The organism is Rhizobium sp. P44RR-XXIV (assembly GCF_001999485.2).
GTDB lineage: Bacteria > Pseudomonadota > Alphaproteobacteria > Rhizobiales > Rhizobiaceae > Rhizobium.
In genome coordinates this window covers 600347-617969 of the sequence record NZ_MPVZ02000029.1, presented here as the reverse complement: position 1 = coordinate 617969, position 17623 = coordinate 600347, and the positions used below count along the sequence as shown (strand labels likewise).

Annotated in this window: 13 protein-coding genes and 1 pseudogene; 11 read left to right on the top strand and 3 right to left on the bottom strand. The window is 60.3% G+C overall.

Features of this window, described 5'->3' with window-relative positions; translation table 11 throughout:
- Positions 1-43 precede the first annotated feature (43 nt).
- The gene (locus tag BSK43_RS28915) at positions 44-919 is read left to right on the top strand and encodes a LysR substrate-binding domain-containing protein (RefSeq protein ID WP_077468163.1); all 876 of its coding nucleotides are present in this window, start codon (positions 44-46) and stop codon (positions 917-919) included.
- Here BSK43_RS28915 and BSK43_RS28910 read toward each other — a convergent pair.
- Positions 894-1885 (bottom strand): annotated as a pseudogene (locus BSK43_RS28910) (GlxA family transcriptional regulator). The gene BSK43_RS28915 and the pseudogene BSK43_RS28910 overlap by 26 nt on opposite strands.
- A 103-nt stretch (positions 1886-1988) precedes the next feature.
- On the opposite strand from BSK43_RS28910, the gene BSK43_RS28905 reads away from it, so the two are divergent.
- The 9 genes from BSK43_RS28905 to BSK43_RS28865 all read left to right on the top strand — a co-directional run bounded on the left by BSK43_RS28905 (position 1989) and on the right by BSK43_RS28865 (position 13744).
- On the top strand, positions 1989-2891 hold the full coding sequence (locus BSK43_RS28905) for a 3-keto-5-aminohexanoate cleavage protein (RefSeq protein WP_077468162.1): 903 nt from the start codon (positions 1989-1991) through the stop codon (positions 2889-2891).
- A gap of 7 nt (positions 2892-2898) precedes the next feature.
- Positions 2899-4389, top strand: coding sequence for a carnitine 3-dehydrogenase (locus BSK43_RS28900; RefSeq protein ID WP_077468161.1), 1491 nt, complete (start codon positions 2899-2901; stop codon positions 4387-4389).
- Between the two features lie 12 nt (positions 4390-4401).
- On the top strand, positions 4402-5562 hold the full coding sequence (locus BSK43_RS28895) for an acyl-CoA dehydrogenase family protein (RefSeq protein WP_077468160.1): 1161 nt from the start codon (positions 4402-4404) through the stop codon (positions 5560-5562).
- 4 nt (positions 5563-5566) lie between these two features.
- Positions 5567-7624: an acetate--CoA ligase family protein gene (locus tag BSK43_RS28890; protein WP_077468159.1), complete on the top strand. Its 2058-nt coding sequence runs from the start codon at positions 5567-5569 to the stop codon at positions 7622-7624.
- 6 nt (positions 7625-7630) lie between these two features.
- Complete coding sequence (locus BSK43_RS28885; protein WP_077468158.1) at positions 7631-8413, top strand: carnitinyl-CoA dehydratase; 783 nt, start codon at positions 7631-7633, stop codon at positions 8411-8413.
- A gap of 129 nt (positions 8414-8542) precedes the next feature.
- A complete protein-coding gene (locus BSK43_RS28880; RefSeq protein WP_077468157.1) occupies positions 8543-10132 on the top strand; it encodes an ABC transporter substrate-binding protein in 1590 nt (529 codons plus the stop codon).
- Positions 10133-10288: 156 nt separating this feature from the next.
- Positions 10289-11296 (top strand): ABC transporter permease, encoded by a 1008-nt coding sequence (locus BSK43_RS28875; protein ID WP_077468156.1) that lies wholly within the window; start codon positions 10289-10291, stop codon positions 11294-11296.
- Positions 11293-12120 (top strand): ABC transporter permease, encoded by an 828-nt coding sequence (locus tag BSK43_RS28870; protein WP_077468155.1) that lies wholly within the window; start codon positions 11293-11295, stop codon positions 12118-12120. Before BSK43_RS28875 ends, BSK43_RS28870 begins: the two co-directional genes overlap by 4 nt.
- Positions 12113-13744 (top strand): ABC transporter ATP-binding protein, encoded by a 1632-nt coding sequence (locus tag BSK43_RS28865; RefSeq protein ID WP_077468154.1) that lies wholly within the window; start codon positions 12113-12115, stop codon positions 13742-13744. Before BSK43_RS28870 ends, BSK43_RS28865 begins: the two co-directional genes overlap by 8 nt.
- 3 nt (positions 13745-13747) lie before the next feature.
- Here BSK43_RS28865 and BSK43_RS28860 read toward each other — a convergent pair whose 3' ends face one another.
- A complete protein-coding gene (locus BSK43_RS28860; protein WP_077468153.1) occupies positions 13748-14860 on the bottom strand; it encodes a thioesterase domain-containing protein in 1113 nt (370 codons plus the stop codon).
- A 269-nt stretch (positions 14861-15129) separates the two neighbouring features.
- Complete coding sequence (locus BSK43_RS28855) at positions 15130-15915, bottom strand: helix-turn-helix transcriptional regulator (RefSeq protein WP_077468296.1); 786 nt, start codon at positions 15913-15915, stop codon at positions 15130-15132.
- Between the two features lie 121 nt (positions 15916-16036).
- On the opposite strand from BSK43_RS28855, the gene BSK43_RS28850 reads away from it, so the two are divergent.
- The gene (locus BSK43_RS28850) at positions 16037-17617 is read left to right on the top strand and encodes an ABC transporter substrate-binding protein (RefSeq protein WP_077468152.1); all 1581 of its coding nucleotides are present in this window, start codon (positions 16037-16039) and stop codon (positions 17615-17617) included.
- The last annotated feature ends 6 nt before the right edge of the window (positions 17618-17623 follow it).

Sequence of the window (17623 nt, the reverse complement as noted above, 5' to 3'; positions counted from 1 at the left end):
GAATAGTAGAGATAGTAGCTATCAGAAATATTTGTGACCTGCGATGCACGATCCCATCGAAAGCGATTTGCTCCGGACCTTCCTCGTCATCAGCGAGACGTCGAATTTTTCCATAGCCGCGCAGCGCATCGGCCGCACGCAATCGGCCGTCAGTGCTCAGATCAAGCGCCTGGAGGAAACGATCGGCGAGACGCTCTTTGACAGGAATGCACGCGGAGCTGTCCTGACCCGGGCGGGTAATCAGTTACTCCCCTATGCCCAGAGGGTCATCGAGCTTTTGAACGAGGCGGCCGCCACAATCCGCACCAAGCCGCTCGACGGACCGGTGCGGATCGGAATTCCGGAAGAGTATAGCCAGACCATTCTGCCTGCTGCGCTGGCCGCCTTCGCCATCCGGCACCCGGCCGTCGAAGTCACAGTTTCCTGCGATTATACCGCGCACAATCTCGCCGCCCTGGAGAAGGATGAGCTCGACCTTGCTGTCGTCTTCGATTGGAGCAACCAGAACAAAGGCGAAGTCCTCTGTATCGATCCCACAGTCTGGGTAACATCCATGGTGCATCGGTTGCACGATGCCATACCATTGCCCATCGCAACCTATCGGAATTCGACATGGGCGCGGGATTTCGCGCTGCGCTCCCTTGAGCAACAGGGCCGCGCCTATCGCATCGCCTTCATCGCCGATACCAGTTCCGGCCTGAAGAACGCGGTTTCTGCCGGGCTGGCAGTGACGACCCTGTCACGCAGCAATATTCCACATGGCTGCCGGGAGCTGACGAGCGAAGATGGCTTTCCGCCCGTCGATTCCTCGCGCGTCGTACTGCGCCGCAATCCCTATCATTCGAGCGAGGCAATTCAGGAACTCGCCGAGAGGGTGCGGGAAGCCTTCCAGCCTATGTCGGTTCTGCCGCAGCCGTAGCGCGGCCGCGCAGCCTGCGACGGGTACCGGACGGGCTTTCGGAAAAGCTCGCCCGGTAACTGCGGGAAAAGGCAGAGGCCGAGTTGAAACCGGTTGCTGCCGCGATCTCGGCAAAGGAATCCTTCGTCTCGATCACTTTGCGGCGGGCGGCATTCAGTCGAAGTGCCAGATAATGCACATGCGGCGGCGCGCCGATGCTATCCTGAAAAAGCGCCTGCAGATGGCGGGCGCTGAGACCAACGCGGCGAGCCAGACGCGTGAGCACCAGCGGCTGCTCGATATGGTCCTCCATCAGGCGAATAGCCTGGGCAACGCGCGGATCGCGCATGCGCAGGCCGGCCGTCGAAGGCGATAACTCCGCCGCACTCTGCGTGGATGCCGGCTCATAAATGAACAGACGGCTGACCTCGAGCGCCAGCGAATAGCCTTGCCGCCGGCGGATGATTTCGAGCATCAGATCGACCGTCGGCAGAGAGCCGGCCGTGGTGATGCGTTTGCCGTCAATCACAAAGCGGTCCTTCACAGCCTTCACTTGCGGATAGGCAAGCGCAAAATCGTCGAAATCCTCCCAATGGACGGCAGCCGAGACATTGTCGAGAAGGCTCGCCTCGGCCAGAAGCCAGCTGCCGGATTCAATGCCGGCGATCATCGAGCGATGACGCGCGGTCTGCGATAGCTGCATCTTTAGGGCTTGCGTGGCGCTGCGCCGCCAGTTGTAGCTGGCGAGAACGAAGAGCGGCGCGGTCTCCGACATCGGCCTGAAGCTACCGGACGCCGGCACCGGGATGAGGCTGGTCGTCTCCACAGGCGAACCGTCAAGGGTAAACAGCCGCCAGCGATAGAGTTCCGCCCCGGAAATGCGATTGGCCCCGCGCAGCGCTCGATCACCGACGCGATCAGGATCAGGTTCGTTTCCGGCAGGACCAGCAGATCGATATCAAGGGGCGCGTTGGAAGGGTTCAGCATCGGCAGCATCTCGAGTTTCCGATAATGTATCGATTGGTTCCGATAATGCAAAGCATGAAGATGCCGCATGCCCCGTAATGTCCTCAATACGAGGGAGAACAAAATGCCTCTTGCGATGAACCGCGATGTCTTCATCACCTGTGCCGTGACCGGTGCCGGCGATACGGTTTCGAAATCCAGCCATGTTCCGATTACTCCCAAGCAGATCGCGGATTCGGCGATCGACGCCGCCAAGGCTGGGGCGGCAGTGGTTCACTGCCATGTCCGCGATCCGGAAACCGGGGCTGCCAGCCGCCGCAACGATCTCTACAGGGAAGTCACCGACCGCATCCGCTCGGCGGACGTCGATGTCGTGCTGAACCTGACAGCCGGCATGGGTGGTGACCTGATTTTCGGCGATGTCGAACGCCCATTGCCCCTGAACGACAAGGGCACGGACATGGCGGGCGCCTCCGAGCGCGTGAGCCATGTCGCCGAATGCCTGCCGGAAATCTGCACGCTCGATTGCGGCACGATGAATTTCAGCCTCGGCGACTACGTCATGACCAACACGCCCTCGATGCTGAGGGCCATGGCGAAGAAGATGACCGATCTCGGCGTCCGCCCGGAGATCGAGGCCTTCGACACCGGTCATCTCTGGTTCGCCAAGCAGCTTGCCGAGGAGGGTCTCATTGAGGATCCGGTTCTCATCCAGCTCTGCATGGGCATCCCGTGGGGAGCGCCCGACGACCTGAATACCTTCATGGCGATGGTCAATAATGTTCCCAAAAGCTGGACCTTCTCGGCCTTTTCCATCGGCCGCAACGCCATGGCCTATCCGGCTGCCGCGATCCTGGCCGGCGGCAATGTCCGCGTCGGGCTGGAAGACAATCTCTATGCCGGAAAGGGTGCGCTCGCGACCAACGCGCAGCTCGTCGAAAAGGCCGTGCAGGTGGTCGAAGGTATGGGCGCGCGCATCATCGGCCCCGAAGATGTCCGCAAGAAACTGAAATTGACGAAGCGCTGAGGCCCCGATGACCAAGATCAACAAGGCGGCCTGCATCGGCGGCGGCGTTATAGGCGGCGGATGGATCGCCCGTTTCCTCTTGGCAGGCATCGACGTCGATGTCTACGACCCGCATCCGGAGGCAACCCGCATCGTCGGTGAAGTGCTTGCCAACGCCGAAAAAGCCTATGCGATGCTGACCGGCGCGCCGCTTCCGCCGCGCGGCAAGCTGACATTCCGGGATACGCTGGAGGCGGCCGTCGCCGGCGCCGACTGGATCCAGGAAAGCGTGCCTGAGCGACTGGATCTCAAGCGCAACGTGCTGACGCAGATCGATTCTGCCGCAAAGCCCGATGCCTTGATCGGCTCCTCCACATCGGGGCTTCTGCCGACCGATTTGCAGCGCGACATGCGCCACCCGGAGCGCCTGTTTGTCGCCCACCCCTACAATCCGGTCTATCTGCTGCCGCTCGTGGAAATCGTCGGCGGCGAAAAGACCAGCGCCGCGACCATCCAGGCGGCGATGGAGCGCTTGCCGCCCATCGGCATGAAAGGCGTTCATATCGCCAAGGAAATCGAGGCTTTCGTCGGTGACCGCCTGCTGGAAGCCCTCTGGCGCGAAGCTTTGTGGCTGATCAAGGACGATATCTGCACCGTCGAGACGCTTGACGATGTCATCCGCTATTCCTTCGGCCTGCGCTGGGCGCAGATGGGCCTGTTCCAGACCTACCGTATTGCCGGCGGCGAAGCCGGCATGCGTCACTTCCTGGCGCAGTTCGGCCCGGCATTGCAGTGGAACTGGACGAAGCTGATGGATGTCGTCGATCTCGACGACGCACTCGTCGAAAAGATCGGCCATCAGTCCGACGAACAGGCAGACGGGCTTTCGATCCGCGAGCTCGAGCGCATCCGCGACGAAAACCTCGTCGGCATCTTCCAAAGCCTAAAGGCCAGCCATGGCGGCAAGGGCTGGGGCGCCGGCAAGCTGCTGAAGGATTTCGAGCAGCATCTTTGGGCTGCTGGTGGCGGCGAGAAGCAGGGTTTCGACGTCTCGAAGCCGCTGCGCCTGATCGACACCAAGGTCAGCCCGGCCTGGGTCGACTACAACGGCCACATGACCGAGCACCGCTATCTGCAGGTCTTCGGCGATACCTCGGATGCGCTTTTGCGCCTGATCGGCGTCGATCTCGCCTATGTCGCGCGCGGCCACAGCTACTATACGGTGGAGACGCATATGCGCCACATCGGCGAAGCCAAGCTCGGGCAGGCCATCCACTCGACGGCGCAGATCCTCGGCTCCGATGAAAAGCGGCTCCATGTGTTCCATACACTATACGACACTGCGAGCGGCGATGTGATCGCCACCGCCGAACAGATGCTGCTGCACGTCGACGCGAAAGCAGGCAAGGCCGTTGCAGCACCGGAGGAGGTGCTGGCGAAATTAAGGCCGATCGCCGCTGCGCATACGGACTTGCCAATGCCGGAGGGAGCCGGCCGCTATGTGGGACAAAAACGCTAGGAGGAAGCGATCGTGAATTTCGGACTCAGCGAAGAACAGGAAATGATCGTCAAGACGGTCCGGGACTTCGTGGAGACGGAGATCTATCCGCACGAAAACGAGGTCGAGCGCACCGGCATCGTGCCGCCGGATCTTGGGCAGGATATCAAGCGTAAATGCATCGAACTCGGCTTCTATGCCTGCGGTTTCCCCGAGGAAATCGGCGGCGCCGGCCTCGATCATCTGACCTTCACGCTTGTCGAGCGTGAACTTGGCCGCGGTTCGATGGCACTGACGGTCTTCTTCGGTCGCCCCTCGGGCATTCTGATGGCCTGCGAAGGCGAACAGCGTGAGCGTTATCTCCTGCCGGCCGTGCGTGGTGAACGCGTCGACGCGCTCGCCATTACCGAGCCGGACGCCGGCTCCGACATGCGCGGCATGAAATGCGCCGCAAGGCAGGATGGCGATGATTTTGTGCTCAACGGCACGAAGCATTTCATCTCTCATGCCGATGTCGCCGATTTCGTCATCGTCTTTGCGGCGACCGGCGAGGAAGAGACTGCTAAAGGCGTCAAGAAGAAGATCACCGCCTTCCTGGTCGATCGCGGCACACCGGGCTTCGACATTCTGAAGGGCTACGATTCACTCTCGCATCGCGGCTATCACAACTGCATCCTGAACTTTACCGATTGCCGATTACCGAAGTCGCAGGTGCTCGGCGAAGTGCATCGTGGCTTCGATCTTGCCAACGACTGGCTGTACGGGACACGTCTTACGGTCGCGGCGACCTGCGTCGGACGGGCTCGTCGCGTCTTTGATCTCGCCCTGCCCTATGCCGCCGAGCGCAAGCAATTCGGCAAGCCGATCGGCGCCAATCAGGGCGTATCGTTCAAGCTCGCCGACATGATCACCGAGATCGACGCCGCCGACTTGCTGACGCTATCGGCTGCCTGGAAGCTTGATGCCGGCATCCCGGCCAATCGCGAGATCGCATCCGCCAAGCTCTACGCCTCGGAAATGCTTGCCCGCGTCACCGACGAGGCAATCCAGATTTTCGGCGGCATGGGATTGATGGACGACCTGCCGCTCGCCCGCTTCTGGCGCGATGCCCGCGTCGAGCGCATCTGGGACGGCACCTCGGAAATCCAGCGGCACATCATCAGCCGCGACCTGCTTCGGCCATTCGGAGCATGACGACATGACGCAACGCCCGCTCGACCGCCTCATCAGACCCAGAACGATCGCCGTCTTCGGCGGCCGCGAGGCGCGACGGGTCATCGAGCAATGCGATCTCATGGGATTCGCCGGTGAGATCTGGCCGGTGCATCCGACGCAGGAAAGTGTGCTCAGCCGCCGATGCTATCGCTCAGTGGCAGAGCTACCGGATGCGCCGGACGCCGCCTTCGTTGGCGTCAACAGGACACTTACGGTGCAGATCGTTCGCGAGCTCTCCGCCAAAGGCGCCGGTGGCGCTGTCTGCTATGCCTCCGGGTTCAGCGAGGCGGTTTCAGAGCTGGCGGACGGCGCCGAGCTGCAGCAGGCTCTCGTCGAAGCCGCCGGCGATATGCCCATCGTCGGTCCCAACTGCTACGGCATGATCAACGGCCTTGATGGCGCCCTGCTCTGGCCCGATCAGCACGGTATAGTGCGCACCGAACGCGGCGTCGCGATCCTCACCCAATCCTCCAACATCGCCATCAATCTCAGCATGCAGAAGCGCGGCCTGCCCATCAGCTATCTGATGACGGCGGGCAATCAGGCGCAGATTGGTCTTTCGGATCTCGCGCGGGCAGTTCTCGAAGATCCTCGCGTGACGGCGGTCGGCCTGCATATCGAGGGATTTGGCGATATCCGATCTCTGGAGGCTCTGGCCGCCCGCGCTCGCGAGCTAAAAAAGCCGGTGATCGCGCTGAAGGTCGGCAAGTCCGAACAGGCCCAACACGCGGCAATCTCGCATACGGCATCGCTTGCCGGCAGTGACGCTGTGGCAGAGGCCGTTCTGCATCGCCTCGGTATCGGCCGCGTCACGACGCTGCCGGAGCTGATCGAAACACTGAAACTGCTGCATGTCGCAGGCCCGCTTGAGAGTAGTGCCATTTCCTCGATGAGCTGTTCTGGCGGCGAGGCCTCGCTGATGGCCGATGCGGCGGTCGGTCTGAATATCGAGTTCCGCGCCCTGAAGGCCGAACAGCTGCCTGCGCTCTGCGCAAGCCTCGGCCAGATGGTGACGCTTTCGAACCCACTCGACTATCACACCTTCGTCTGGGGCGATCTGGCGCGGCAGACAGAGGCTTTCAGTGCGATGTTCGCTGGCGGCTATGCCCTCAATCTACTCGTGCTCGACTTCCCGCGCGAAGATCGATGCGACGGGGCCGACTGGATGATAACCGTTGCAGCGGTTGCCGCAGCGGCCAAGCAAACCGGCGCGCGTGCCGGTATTCTAGCGACACTGCCCGAAAACATGCCGGAGGCAATCGCGCAGCAATTGATCGAAACCGGCATCGTGCCGCTCTGCGGCATCAGCGAGGCACTGGCGGCGGCTGATATCGCCAGCGGAATCGCCGATGCCTGGAAGAGACCGCAACCATTGCCGCTCCTTAGTACCCCGAGCGAAGCGGGCGAAATGGAGACCCTAAGCGAGGCTGCGGCCAAGGCCGAGCTTGCGGCCGTTGGGCTTATAGTTCCGCATGGAAAAACCGCCGCTACGGCGAGCGAGGCAGCCGACTGCGCGGAGCAGCTCGGTTTCCCTGTCGCTCTCAAGGCGCTCGGCGTCGAACACAAGTCCGAGGTGGGCGCCGTCAAGCTCAACCTATGGGATAGAAACGCCGTTATAGATGCCGCCGAAGGCATGGCTCGTGTCGCGCATGGATTTCTCGTCGAACGCATGATCGAGCGCCCACTCGCGGAGCTGATCGTCGGAGCGGTTCGTGATCCCGTCGTCGGCCTGACACTCACGGTCGGCGCAGGCGGGATCCTCGTGGAATTGCTCGAAGATTCCATCGTTTTGCCGCTCCCCGTGACGAAAGCCGAGGTGTTGTACCGGATTTCGCGGCTGAAGGTCCGGAAATTGATCGAAGGCTATCGCGGCGGCGCGGGCACCAATATCGAAATGGTTGCCGACGCCGTCGTATCAGCGGCAGAATATGTCGTAAAGAATGCCGCACGGCTTGAAGAACTGGACATTAATCCATTGATGGTTCTACCAGAATCTCGTGGCGTCGTAGCCGCGGATGCTCTCATCCGGCGAAGGAGGTAGCAGAAGTTGCAAGACCCCATTCGCACCCGAAGTGAGAACGGTATTCTTGAAGTGGTTATCGACCGGCCGAAGGCGAATGCCATCGATCTGGCGACCAGCCGCAAGATGGGGCTGATTTTTCGCGACTTCCGCGACAATCCGGATCTGCGCGTCGCCATCATCACCGGCACCGGCGAGAAGTTCTTTTCCGCAGGCTGGGATTTGAAGGCAGCCGCCGCCGGCGACGCGGTTGACGGCGATTACGGCGTCGGCGGCTTCGGCGGCCTGCAGGAGTTGCGCGACCTCAACAAGCCGGTTATCTGCGCCGTCAACGGCATCTGTTGCGGCGGTGGACTGGAGATTGCGCTTTCGGCTGATCTCATCATCGCTGCCCCCCATGCGACCTTCGCATTGCCCGAGATCCGTTCGGGCACAGTTGCCGATGCGGCCTCGATCAAATTGCCAAAGCGCATCCCCTATCATATCGCCATGGACATGCTTTTGACCGGCCGCTGGCTCAATGTCGAAGAAGCGCATCGCTGGGGTTTCGTCAACGAGATCGTCATGGCGGACAAGCTGATGGACAGGGCATGGGAACTTGCACGGCTGCTCGCAAGCGGGCCACCGCTCGTCTATGCGGCCATCAAGGAAATCGTTCGCGAAGCTGAGGGAACGACGTTTCAGACTGCCATGAACAAGATCACCAAACGGCAGTTTTCGACCGTCGACATCCTCTATTCGAGCGAGGATCAATTGGAAGGCGCACGGGCTTTCGCCGAAAAGCGGCCCCCAGTCTGGAAAGGAAAATAACGGCGGCGGCAATCGCTACATCTTCCCGCATGATCGCGGGCAAATCGGCTTCACACGGAAGAGGAAACCGTTTCGTGAGGCACGCTGCTCGGGAATTCTGTCAACATGGCAAGAAGAAGGAACAGGGGAATGAACGACTATACGAAATATCTGGCAAGCCGCGTCACCGCGGGCGGGCTCAGCCGCCGCGAATTCATGGGACGCGCCATGGCAGCCGGCGTCACTTTGACGCTCGCCGACAAACTCTTTACCGAAAGTGCAATGGCAGCCGAACCGAAGCGCGGCGGCCATCTGAAGCTCGGCCTCGAAGGCGGTGCTGCAACCGATTCCAAGGACCCGGCGAAATTTCTGTCTCAGGTCATGTTCTGCATCGGCCGCTGCTGGGGTGACATGCTGGTGGAATCCCACCCGCTGACCGGCGCCGCCGTCCCGTCGCTTGCCGAATCCTGGGAGCCGTCGAAGGACGCAGCCACCTGGACCTTCAAGATCCGCAAGGGCGTGAAATTCCACAACGGCAAGGATCTGACGATCGACGACGTCGTCGCCACGCTCAAGCGCCACACCGATGCGAAATCGGAATCCGGCGCGCTCGGCGTCGTGAAGTCGATCAAGGAGATCAAGGCCGACGGCGACAACCTCGTGTTGACGCTGACCGAAGGCAACGCCGACATGCCGTTGCTTCTGACCGACTACCACCTCGTCATTCAACCGAATGGCGGTTATGACGACCCCTTGGCCTCGATCGGCACAGGCCCCTACAAGATGGTCAGCTTCGAGCCCGGCGTGCGCGCCACGCTCGAGCGCAACAAGGACGACTGGCGCACGGATCGCGGCTTTGTCGACAGCGTCGAAATCATCACGATGAACGATGCGACGGCGCGTATCGCTGCTCTCTCGTCCGGCCAGGTGCACTACATCAACCGCGTCGATCCGAAGACCGTCGATCTTCTGAAGCGCGCACCGACCGTCGACATCCTGTCCACGGCCGGCCGTGGCCATTACGTCTTCATCATGCATTGCAACACAACGCCGTTCGACAACAACGACCTGCGCATGGCGTTAAAATATGCCATGGACCGCGAAACCATGGTCAAGAAGATCCTCGGCGGTTATGGTAAGGTCGGCAACGACTTCCCGATCAACAGCACCTATGCTCTCTTCCCCGAGGGGATCGAGCAGCGTGCCTATGATCCGGACAAGGCCGCCTTCCATTACAAGAAATCCGGTCATAGCGGTTCGGTGCTGCTGCGCACCTCCGAAGTCGCCTTCCCCGGCGCCGTCGACGCGGCTGTCCTCTATCAGGAAAGCTGCAAGAAGGCCGGGATCAACATCGAGGTCAAGCGCGAGCCGGGCGATGGCTACTGGACCAACGTCTGGAACGTGCAGCCCTTCTCCACCTCCTACTGGGGCGGCCGTCCCACGCAGGACCAGATGTACTCCACCGCCTATCTGTCGACGGCGGACTGGAACGACACGCGCTTCAAGCGCCCCGACTTCGACAAACTCCTGCTTCAGGCCCGCTCCGAACTGGACGAGGCCAAGCGCAAGGAGCTTTACCGCGCCATGGCAATGATGGTGCGCGACGAAGGCGGCGTTATCCTGCCGATGTTCAACGATTTCGTGAACGCCTCCACCAAGAAGGTGAAGGGCTACGTCCACGATATCGGCAACGACATGTCGAACGGCTACGTGGCGACTCGCGTCTGGCTTGACGCATAATGCCGGAAGCCGGGCGGCAACGCCCTCATCTCTGACGAAGCCGGGACCGCGGACACTCTTCGCGGTCCTCCCGACGTTTGGAGCAACTCCGGGAAAAGTGCGCAGCGGTTTTCCGTCCGGAATTGCGTAAAGCAACAAGAGCGCGAGGCATCGGCCATGTCCAATTCACCCCCCGGAACCGTTCTGCCCGGGCTGAGGTTCAAGCAGCGTTTTCCGTTGCTGTCCCTGATCATCGAGCGCTGCCTGCTCAGCATCGTCCTGCTGTTTGCGGTCTCCATTCTTATCTTCGGCGGGCTCGAAGCCCTGCCGGGCGATTTCGCCACCACCTATCTCGGCCAGTCGGCGACGCCGCAGGCGGTTGCCAACATTCGCGCCGACCTCGGCCTCAACCGGCCCGTTGTCACCCGTTATGTGGAATGGCTCGGCAATGCCGTGCAGGGCGATTTCGGCACTTCCTGGGCCAGCAAGAATTCCGTGAGCGAACAGATCGGCAAGCGGCTTGGCAACTCTCTGTTCCTGGCCGGTTTCGCCGCGCTGATTTCGGTGCCGCTCGCCGTCGGCCTGGGCATGCTGGCTGTTCATTTCAGGAACCGCATGCCCGACAAGATCATCAACGTCATCTCGCTGGCGGCGATCTCGCTGCCGGAATTCTTCATCGGCTACCTGCTGATCATGTTCTTCTCGGTCAAGTTCGGCATCGCAACCTTTCCGGCAACCGTTTATGACGGCATGAGCTTTACGGACCGCTTGCAGGCGATCGCGCTGCCGACTGCGACACTGGTGCTGGTCGTACTCGCGCACATGATGCGCATGACCCGCGCCGCCATCCTCTCCGTCATGTCGTCGGCCTATATGGAAACGGCGGAGCTCAAGGGGCTGTCCGCCTTCCGCGCCATCGTCAAACACGCCGCGCCCAATGCCCTGGCGCCGATCATCAACGTCATCGCACTGAACCTTGCCTATCTCATCGTCGGCGTCGTGGTCGTCGAAGTGGTCTTCGTCTATCCCGGCATGGGCCAATACATGGTCGACGCCGTGACGGTGCGCGACATGCCCGTCGTCCAGGCATGCGGGCTGATCTTCGCCACCGTCTACATCTTCCTCAACATGACGGCCGATATTCTCGCCATCGTTGCCAACCCCCGTCTGAGGCATCCACGATGAGATTGAGAGATATCCCCATTACCGCCTGGATAGGCATCATCGGTATCCTGATCGCCTTCATCTGTGCGATCTTCGCACCCTGGATCGCCCCCTATGGCGAAACTGAAGTCGTCGGCAACGTCTGGCAGCCCGCCGACGCGCAATACTTCTTCGGTCTCGATAATCTCGGTCGCGATATCCTGTCGCGTCTGATCTTTGGCACCCGCACGACGCTGTTCGTGGCGCTGGCGGCAACGATCATCTCCTTCTCGCTCGGCATCATCCTCAGCTTCACGGCGGCCGTCTCGCGTGGATTGATCGACACGATCTTTTCGCGGTTCAACGACCTGATGATGTCGATCCCGACGCTGATCTTCGCGCTGGTGGTGCTGGCCGTGCTGCCGCAGAACCTGATCGTGCTGATCCTCGTCATGGCCATCCTCGATTCCACCCGCGTCTATCGTCTTGGCCGCGCCGTGGCGCTCGACGTTGCGGTCATGGAGTTTGTGGAAGCCGCCAAGCTGCGCGGCGAAGGCAAGATCTGGATCATCTTTCGCGAGATCCTGCCGAATACGCTGTCGCCGCTGCTGGCGGAATTCGGGCTGCGCTTTGCCTTCTCGATCCTGTTCCTGTCCACCTTGTCCTTCCTCGGCCTCGGCATCCAGCCGCCTTCGGCCGATTGGGGCGGCATGGTCAAGGACAACAAGGATGGCATTATCTTCGGCATCTCCGCCGCTCTCGTGCCGGGTTCCGCCATCGCGGCGCTCGCAGTCTGTGTCAATCTGGTGGTCGACTGGCTCTTGAAGCGCACCTCCAGCCTCAAGGGAGGGCGTGGCGATGCCTGAGCTTCTTTCCGTTCGCGATCTCAAGATCGAGGCAACCAGCTATCCGCCAGGCGAACCGCCGAAACGCGTTACCATCGTCGACGGCGTGTCCTTCGATCTCCAGAAGGGCAAGGTGCTCGGCCTGATTGGCGAATCCGGCGCCGGCAAGTCAACCATCGGCCTTTCCGCTCTCGCCTATGGTCGCGGCGGCGCCGAGATCACCGGCGGCCAGGTGCTGCTCGATGGGGTGGATATCCTGCCGCTCGGCAAATCCGGCATCCGCAAGATCCGCGGCGCCCGCGTCTGCTATGTCGCCCAATCGGCGGCAGCAGCGTTCAATCCGGCGCACCGGCTCGGTGATCAGGTGATCGAAGCCACCGTCAAACACCGTCTGATGACGAAGGAAGAAGCCAGGAAGCGAGCACTCTACCTCTTCCAGGTGCTGGGCCTGCCCAACCCGGAAACCTTCGGCGAGCGCTATCCGCACCAGGTCTCCGGCGGCCAGCTCCAGCGGGCCATGACCGCCATGGCGCTCTGCTCCAATCCCGAACTGATCGTCTTCGACGAGCCGACAACCGCGCTTGATGTCACCACGCAGATCGACGTGCTTGCAGCCATCAAGCACGCGATCGAGGAGACGCACACGGCAGCGCTCTACATCACTCATGACCTTGCGGTCGTCGCCCAGATCTCCGACGACATCATGGTGCTGCGGTACGGCAAGACGGTGGAATATGGCAGCGTACAACAGATCATTGAAGAGCCGCGCCAGGACTACACCCGCGCGCTCGTCAATGTTCGCCAAGCGGCGCGAGACGAGGCGGCCGATCAATCGGGATCCATTCTGAGAGTCGAAAATATCAGTGCGCAATACTCAAACGGTTTCAAGGTATTGCACGATGTTTCTCTACACGTTCCTAAAGGACAGACGCTGGCTGTCGTCGGTGAATCCGGTTCGGGAAAATCGACGCTTGCCCGCGTCATCACGGGCCTGCTGCCGCCAAGCGACGGTCAGATTTCCTTCGACGGCAAACCACTGACACCGGCCCTGAAGAACCGCTCGCGCGAGGAGTTGCGGCGGATACAGCTGATCTACCAGATGGCCGATACCGCCATGAACCCCCGCCAGACCGTGCGCGATATCATCGGCCGGCCGCTAACCTTCTATGACGGCTTGCGCGGCTCGGCGAAGACCGCACGCGTGAAAGAACTGCTCGACCAGATCGAGATGGGCAACGGCTTCATCGACCGCTATCCGGCCGAGCTTTCCGGCGGCCAGAAGCAGCGTGTCGCAATCGCCCGCGCCCTTGCCGCCAAGCCGGAGCTCATCCTTTGCGACGAGCCGACCTCGGCGCTCGATCCGCTGGTTGCCGAAGGTATCTTGAAGCTGCTGCTGAAGCTGCAGGAGGAGACGCATCTCTCCTATATCTTCATCACCCACGACATCGCCATCGTCCGTGCCATCGCCGATAGCGTTGCTGTCATGCATCGCGGCAAGCTCGTGCGCTTCGGTCCGAAATCGCAAGCGCTGTCGCCGCCGTTCGATGACTATACGGATCTGCTGTTGAAGTCGGTTCCGGAAATGGAAATCGGCTGGCTGGAGCGCGTGTTGACGACGCGGAAGATGGAGAGTGCGGGAAACTGAAGGTCAACGCATGAGGCGGTTGCCGAGCTCACGGCCTAGCGTGCCGGCATTGCGCCCGACAATCATGCTCTGGTGATTGCCTGGAACGTCGACCCAGTCCGCATGAACAAGAAAGCGTCCCCAAATGGACTTCGGATCGCAATCGACCGGAGAGCCTTGAAGACTGCGATAGAAGGTGAGCTCCCCGTCATAACGGCTTGGCTTGTAGACACCTTTCATCCGGAGAAGCTGTCTGGCAGCGGCGTCGTAAAGTGGGGGATAATCCCCCATCCATTGTGGTGCCAGCTCGGGATAATAGGCGGTACGTGGATCGGCATAGCGGAAAGAGAGGGGTTTCAGCTTTCTTGCCAGGTATTCTCCTCGGCCGATAGCCGGCAAGCTCGGCCTGGCCTGTGTTTGGTCGCCTGCCGGAGGACCTGATTTTTTAAGGTTCTTCTTTCTGTTGCGCGCTCTTCGCCAGCGTTGCCACATGAATTTGGCCCAGGTCGTCAGCGGCCACTCCTGCTCGCCAAACGGGGTATCGAGCATCCCGAGGAACGCGATCTCCTGCCCCTGCGCCCGCAGCGCGCGCGCCAGTTCCAGAGCAAAAACACCGCCGAAGGAATAACCGAGCAATCGATAGGGTCCCTCGATCCCCGTCGCCTGTAACGCTTTCAGCGTGCTTTCAACCTCATCTTGCACGGTTGCCGGGTATTGACGGTCACGGTTGAAAGCCGTCAGGGCAACGCCGAGGATCGGCCCCGGGAAGCTGATTTCCTTGATGAGTTGCTGCATTTCCAGAAAGCAGCTTGCTCCCCCAGCGAATATCAGCAAAGGCGCCACACCATTTTGCCCGCTCCGCAGCTCAATGATTTTCGGTGATGCCGACAGGTCTTCGTGGTGGGAAATTGCAAAGCCGAGTGCTTCAAGGGTGCGGTGGCGATAGAATACGTTGACATCCATCTCCTCTCCGGTTTCACCCCACCAGTGCTTTATGAAATTCAAGGCTCGGTTGACTGAAACAGCGTCGGGAATGTCTGCGGCGCGATCTAGATTGATCTTCGCTTCCTGACGAAGCAGATCGTCAAGATAAGTAGGCCGGCTGGAATCTACATCCGCTCTCGTGGAGAAAAGCATCTAGGCACCCCAAATGTCAAAGCATGCGCCGCGGAACGATATGATAGATAGTATTCTTATAAAGTGATCATTAATATATTGCGTAAAGACCTGGCTTATTCTTCTGTTTTAAGAATTTTCACCGACGGAGAATCGAAACACCAAGTCATAGGTCTCTCAGGGCATTGCGATGGCAAACACCCCACCACGCAATCTGTGATACCAAAACAGCGGGCTATTGAGTCTCAAATTCCACCCTGGATCGCAGGCCCGTTCGTCAACCGGCAGCATCAATACTCTGCCGGCACCGCATAGACTTCGGCGGATGGGTCCGCGAGAAACGAACGCACCGTGGGTGGCAGTTTGCGTGACGATAGCGGCAGTGGTCCGCATCGCGACAGAAGTTCACGCAAATCGGGCTCGGCGCCGACATGCCGCCAGATCATCCGCGAAGCATAGGGGAGATTTTCCTTTCGCCATGAGACACCCATGGTCGTTCCGCGCAAATAGACCCGCTGGTGCTCGTCGAACGGCAGGAGGATCGTCTGCGACAACATGGAATTCGGACCGATGACACGCTCCGTAATGAAGATCCGGTTCCTGTAAAACGCCGCTAAACCCACATATTTCGAAAACTGCTGGATGCCATTTCCAAGATCCCGGAGACGCTCCATGGACTTGACACGCACCAAGCCGCCCTGCTCGCTAAGGCGACTGCAGGAACACACGACCATCCCCGGCCAGGACGGGGAGCGATGATAGGTCTGGAAATAGCCGAGATGGCGTCTGAGAGCCGTGAGATTTCCCGGAAAAGCCTTGAAAAGCTCGGAACCTTCGTTGGACCCGACTGACGGTCCCCGAAGCCGTTCGCGAAACAGTTTGGGTGCGAGAAGAAAATCCGCCGCATCTAGATCGAAATAGTTGGCAATGCGAGCGAGGTTATGGGCAGACGGCCTCGTTTCACCGTTGATGTATCGGTTGAATTGCTGCCGATTGATATCAATCGCACGGCAGACGTGCGAAATGGAACGTTGCGTCGCACAAGCAATCTTCAGGTTCTCGACCAGGTGAGGCATCGATAGCTCCGTCTTGATCATGCCAGCGTAAACTCGCTTAAAAATGCGTCAAGTCGCGAAATTGCTTGAGCCAATCCGACCTCTACGTTCCCTCCTAACAAAATTGAAAAAGGGAACTGCAATGACGCATCAAAAGGATCAACTTTCGGATCTGAAAATCGGCCGCCGCCACTTTCTCGGCGGTGCCGTCGCCCTCGGTGCTTTGCCGGGTCTCACCTCGGGGCTCCTGATGCCGCGTGACGCTCGCGCGCAGGAGACGAGGCATGGTGGCCATCTGAAGCTCGGCCTCAAGGGCGGCGCCACCAGCGATGAACTCGATCCGGCAACTTACAGCGCATCCGTATTGTTCGTTATTGGCCGCCTCTGGGGCGATACGCTTGTCGAATCCGATCCCAAGACTGGTGCGCCTTTGCCGTCATTGGCGACTTCATGGACGCCATCGGCCGACGCATCCGTCTGGACCTTCAAGATCCGGAACGACGTGCAGTTTCACGACGGCAGCAAGATGACCGTTGCCGACATCATCGCCACGCTGAAGCGGCATGCGGACAAGAATTCGCAATCAGGCGCTCTCGGGCTGATGGCCTCGATCACCGGCATCGAGGAAAAGGCGGGCGATCTCGTCCTGACGCTCTCGGAGGGCAATGCGGACCTGCCTCTGCTTCTGACCGACTACCACCTGATCATCCAGCCGAAGGGTGGCGTCGAGAAGCCGGCGGCCGCTATCGGCACCGGTCCCTACATCCTGAAAAGCTTTGAACCCGGCGTCCGCGCCACGTTCGAGAAGAACCCCAAGGATTGGCGCTCGGATCGCGGTTTTGTCGACAGCGTGGAAATACTCGTCATCAATGACAACACCGCCCGCATTGCAGCGCTTGCCTCTGGTCAGGTTCACTTCGTCAACAATGTCGATCCGAAGACGGTCCCGATGCTCAAGCGGGCGCCGAAAGTCGATATCGTCCGCAACGCCGGCAAGGGATTCTACTGCTTCCTGATGCATTGCGACACGGCGCCTTTCGACAATGCCGATCTTCGGCTCGCGCTGAAATATGCCATCGACCGACAGTCGATCCTGGACAAGGTGCTGGATGGCTACGGAACGATCGGCAATGACTATCCGGTCAATTCCAATTACGCCCTCGCGCCGACCGATATCGAACAGCGCCCGTATGACCCCGACAAGGCCGCCTTCCACTTCAAGAAATCGGGCATCGATCGACCGGTTCAGCTGCTCACGTCAGACGCAGCCTTTCCGGGCGCCGTGGATGCGGCGATCCTGTTTCAGGAGAGTGCGCGCAAGGCCGGCATCACGCTTGACGTAAAGCGCGAACCGGAAGACGGCTATTGGACCAACGTCTGGAACAAGCAGCCTTTCTGCGCCTCTTTCTGGGGCGGCCGTCCGACACAGGATTCGCGCTATTCCACCTCTTATCTGTCGACCGCGGAGTGGAACGACACTCGCTTCAAGCGCCCGGACTTCGATAAGATGGTGCTGCAGGCAAGATCTGAACTCGATGAGACGAGGCGCAAAGCGCTGTATCGGCAATTGGCGCTGATGGTGCGAGACGACGGAGGTCTGATCCTGCCCGTCTTCAACGATTACATCATGGCCGCCTCGAAAACGGTGAAGGGATACGTCGACGATATCGGCAATGATATGTCCAATGGCTATATCGGCAGCCGCGTCTGGTTCGATGCTTAAACATCC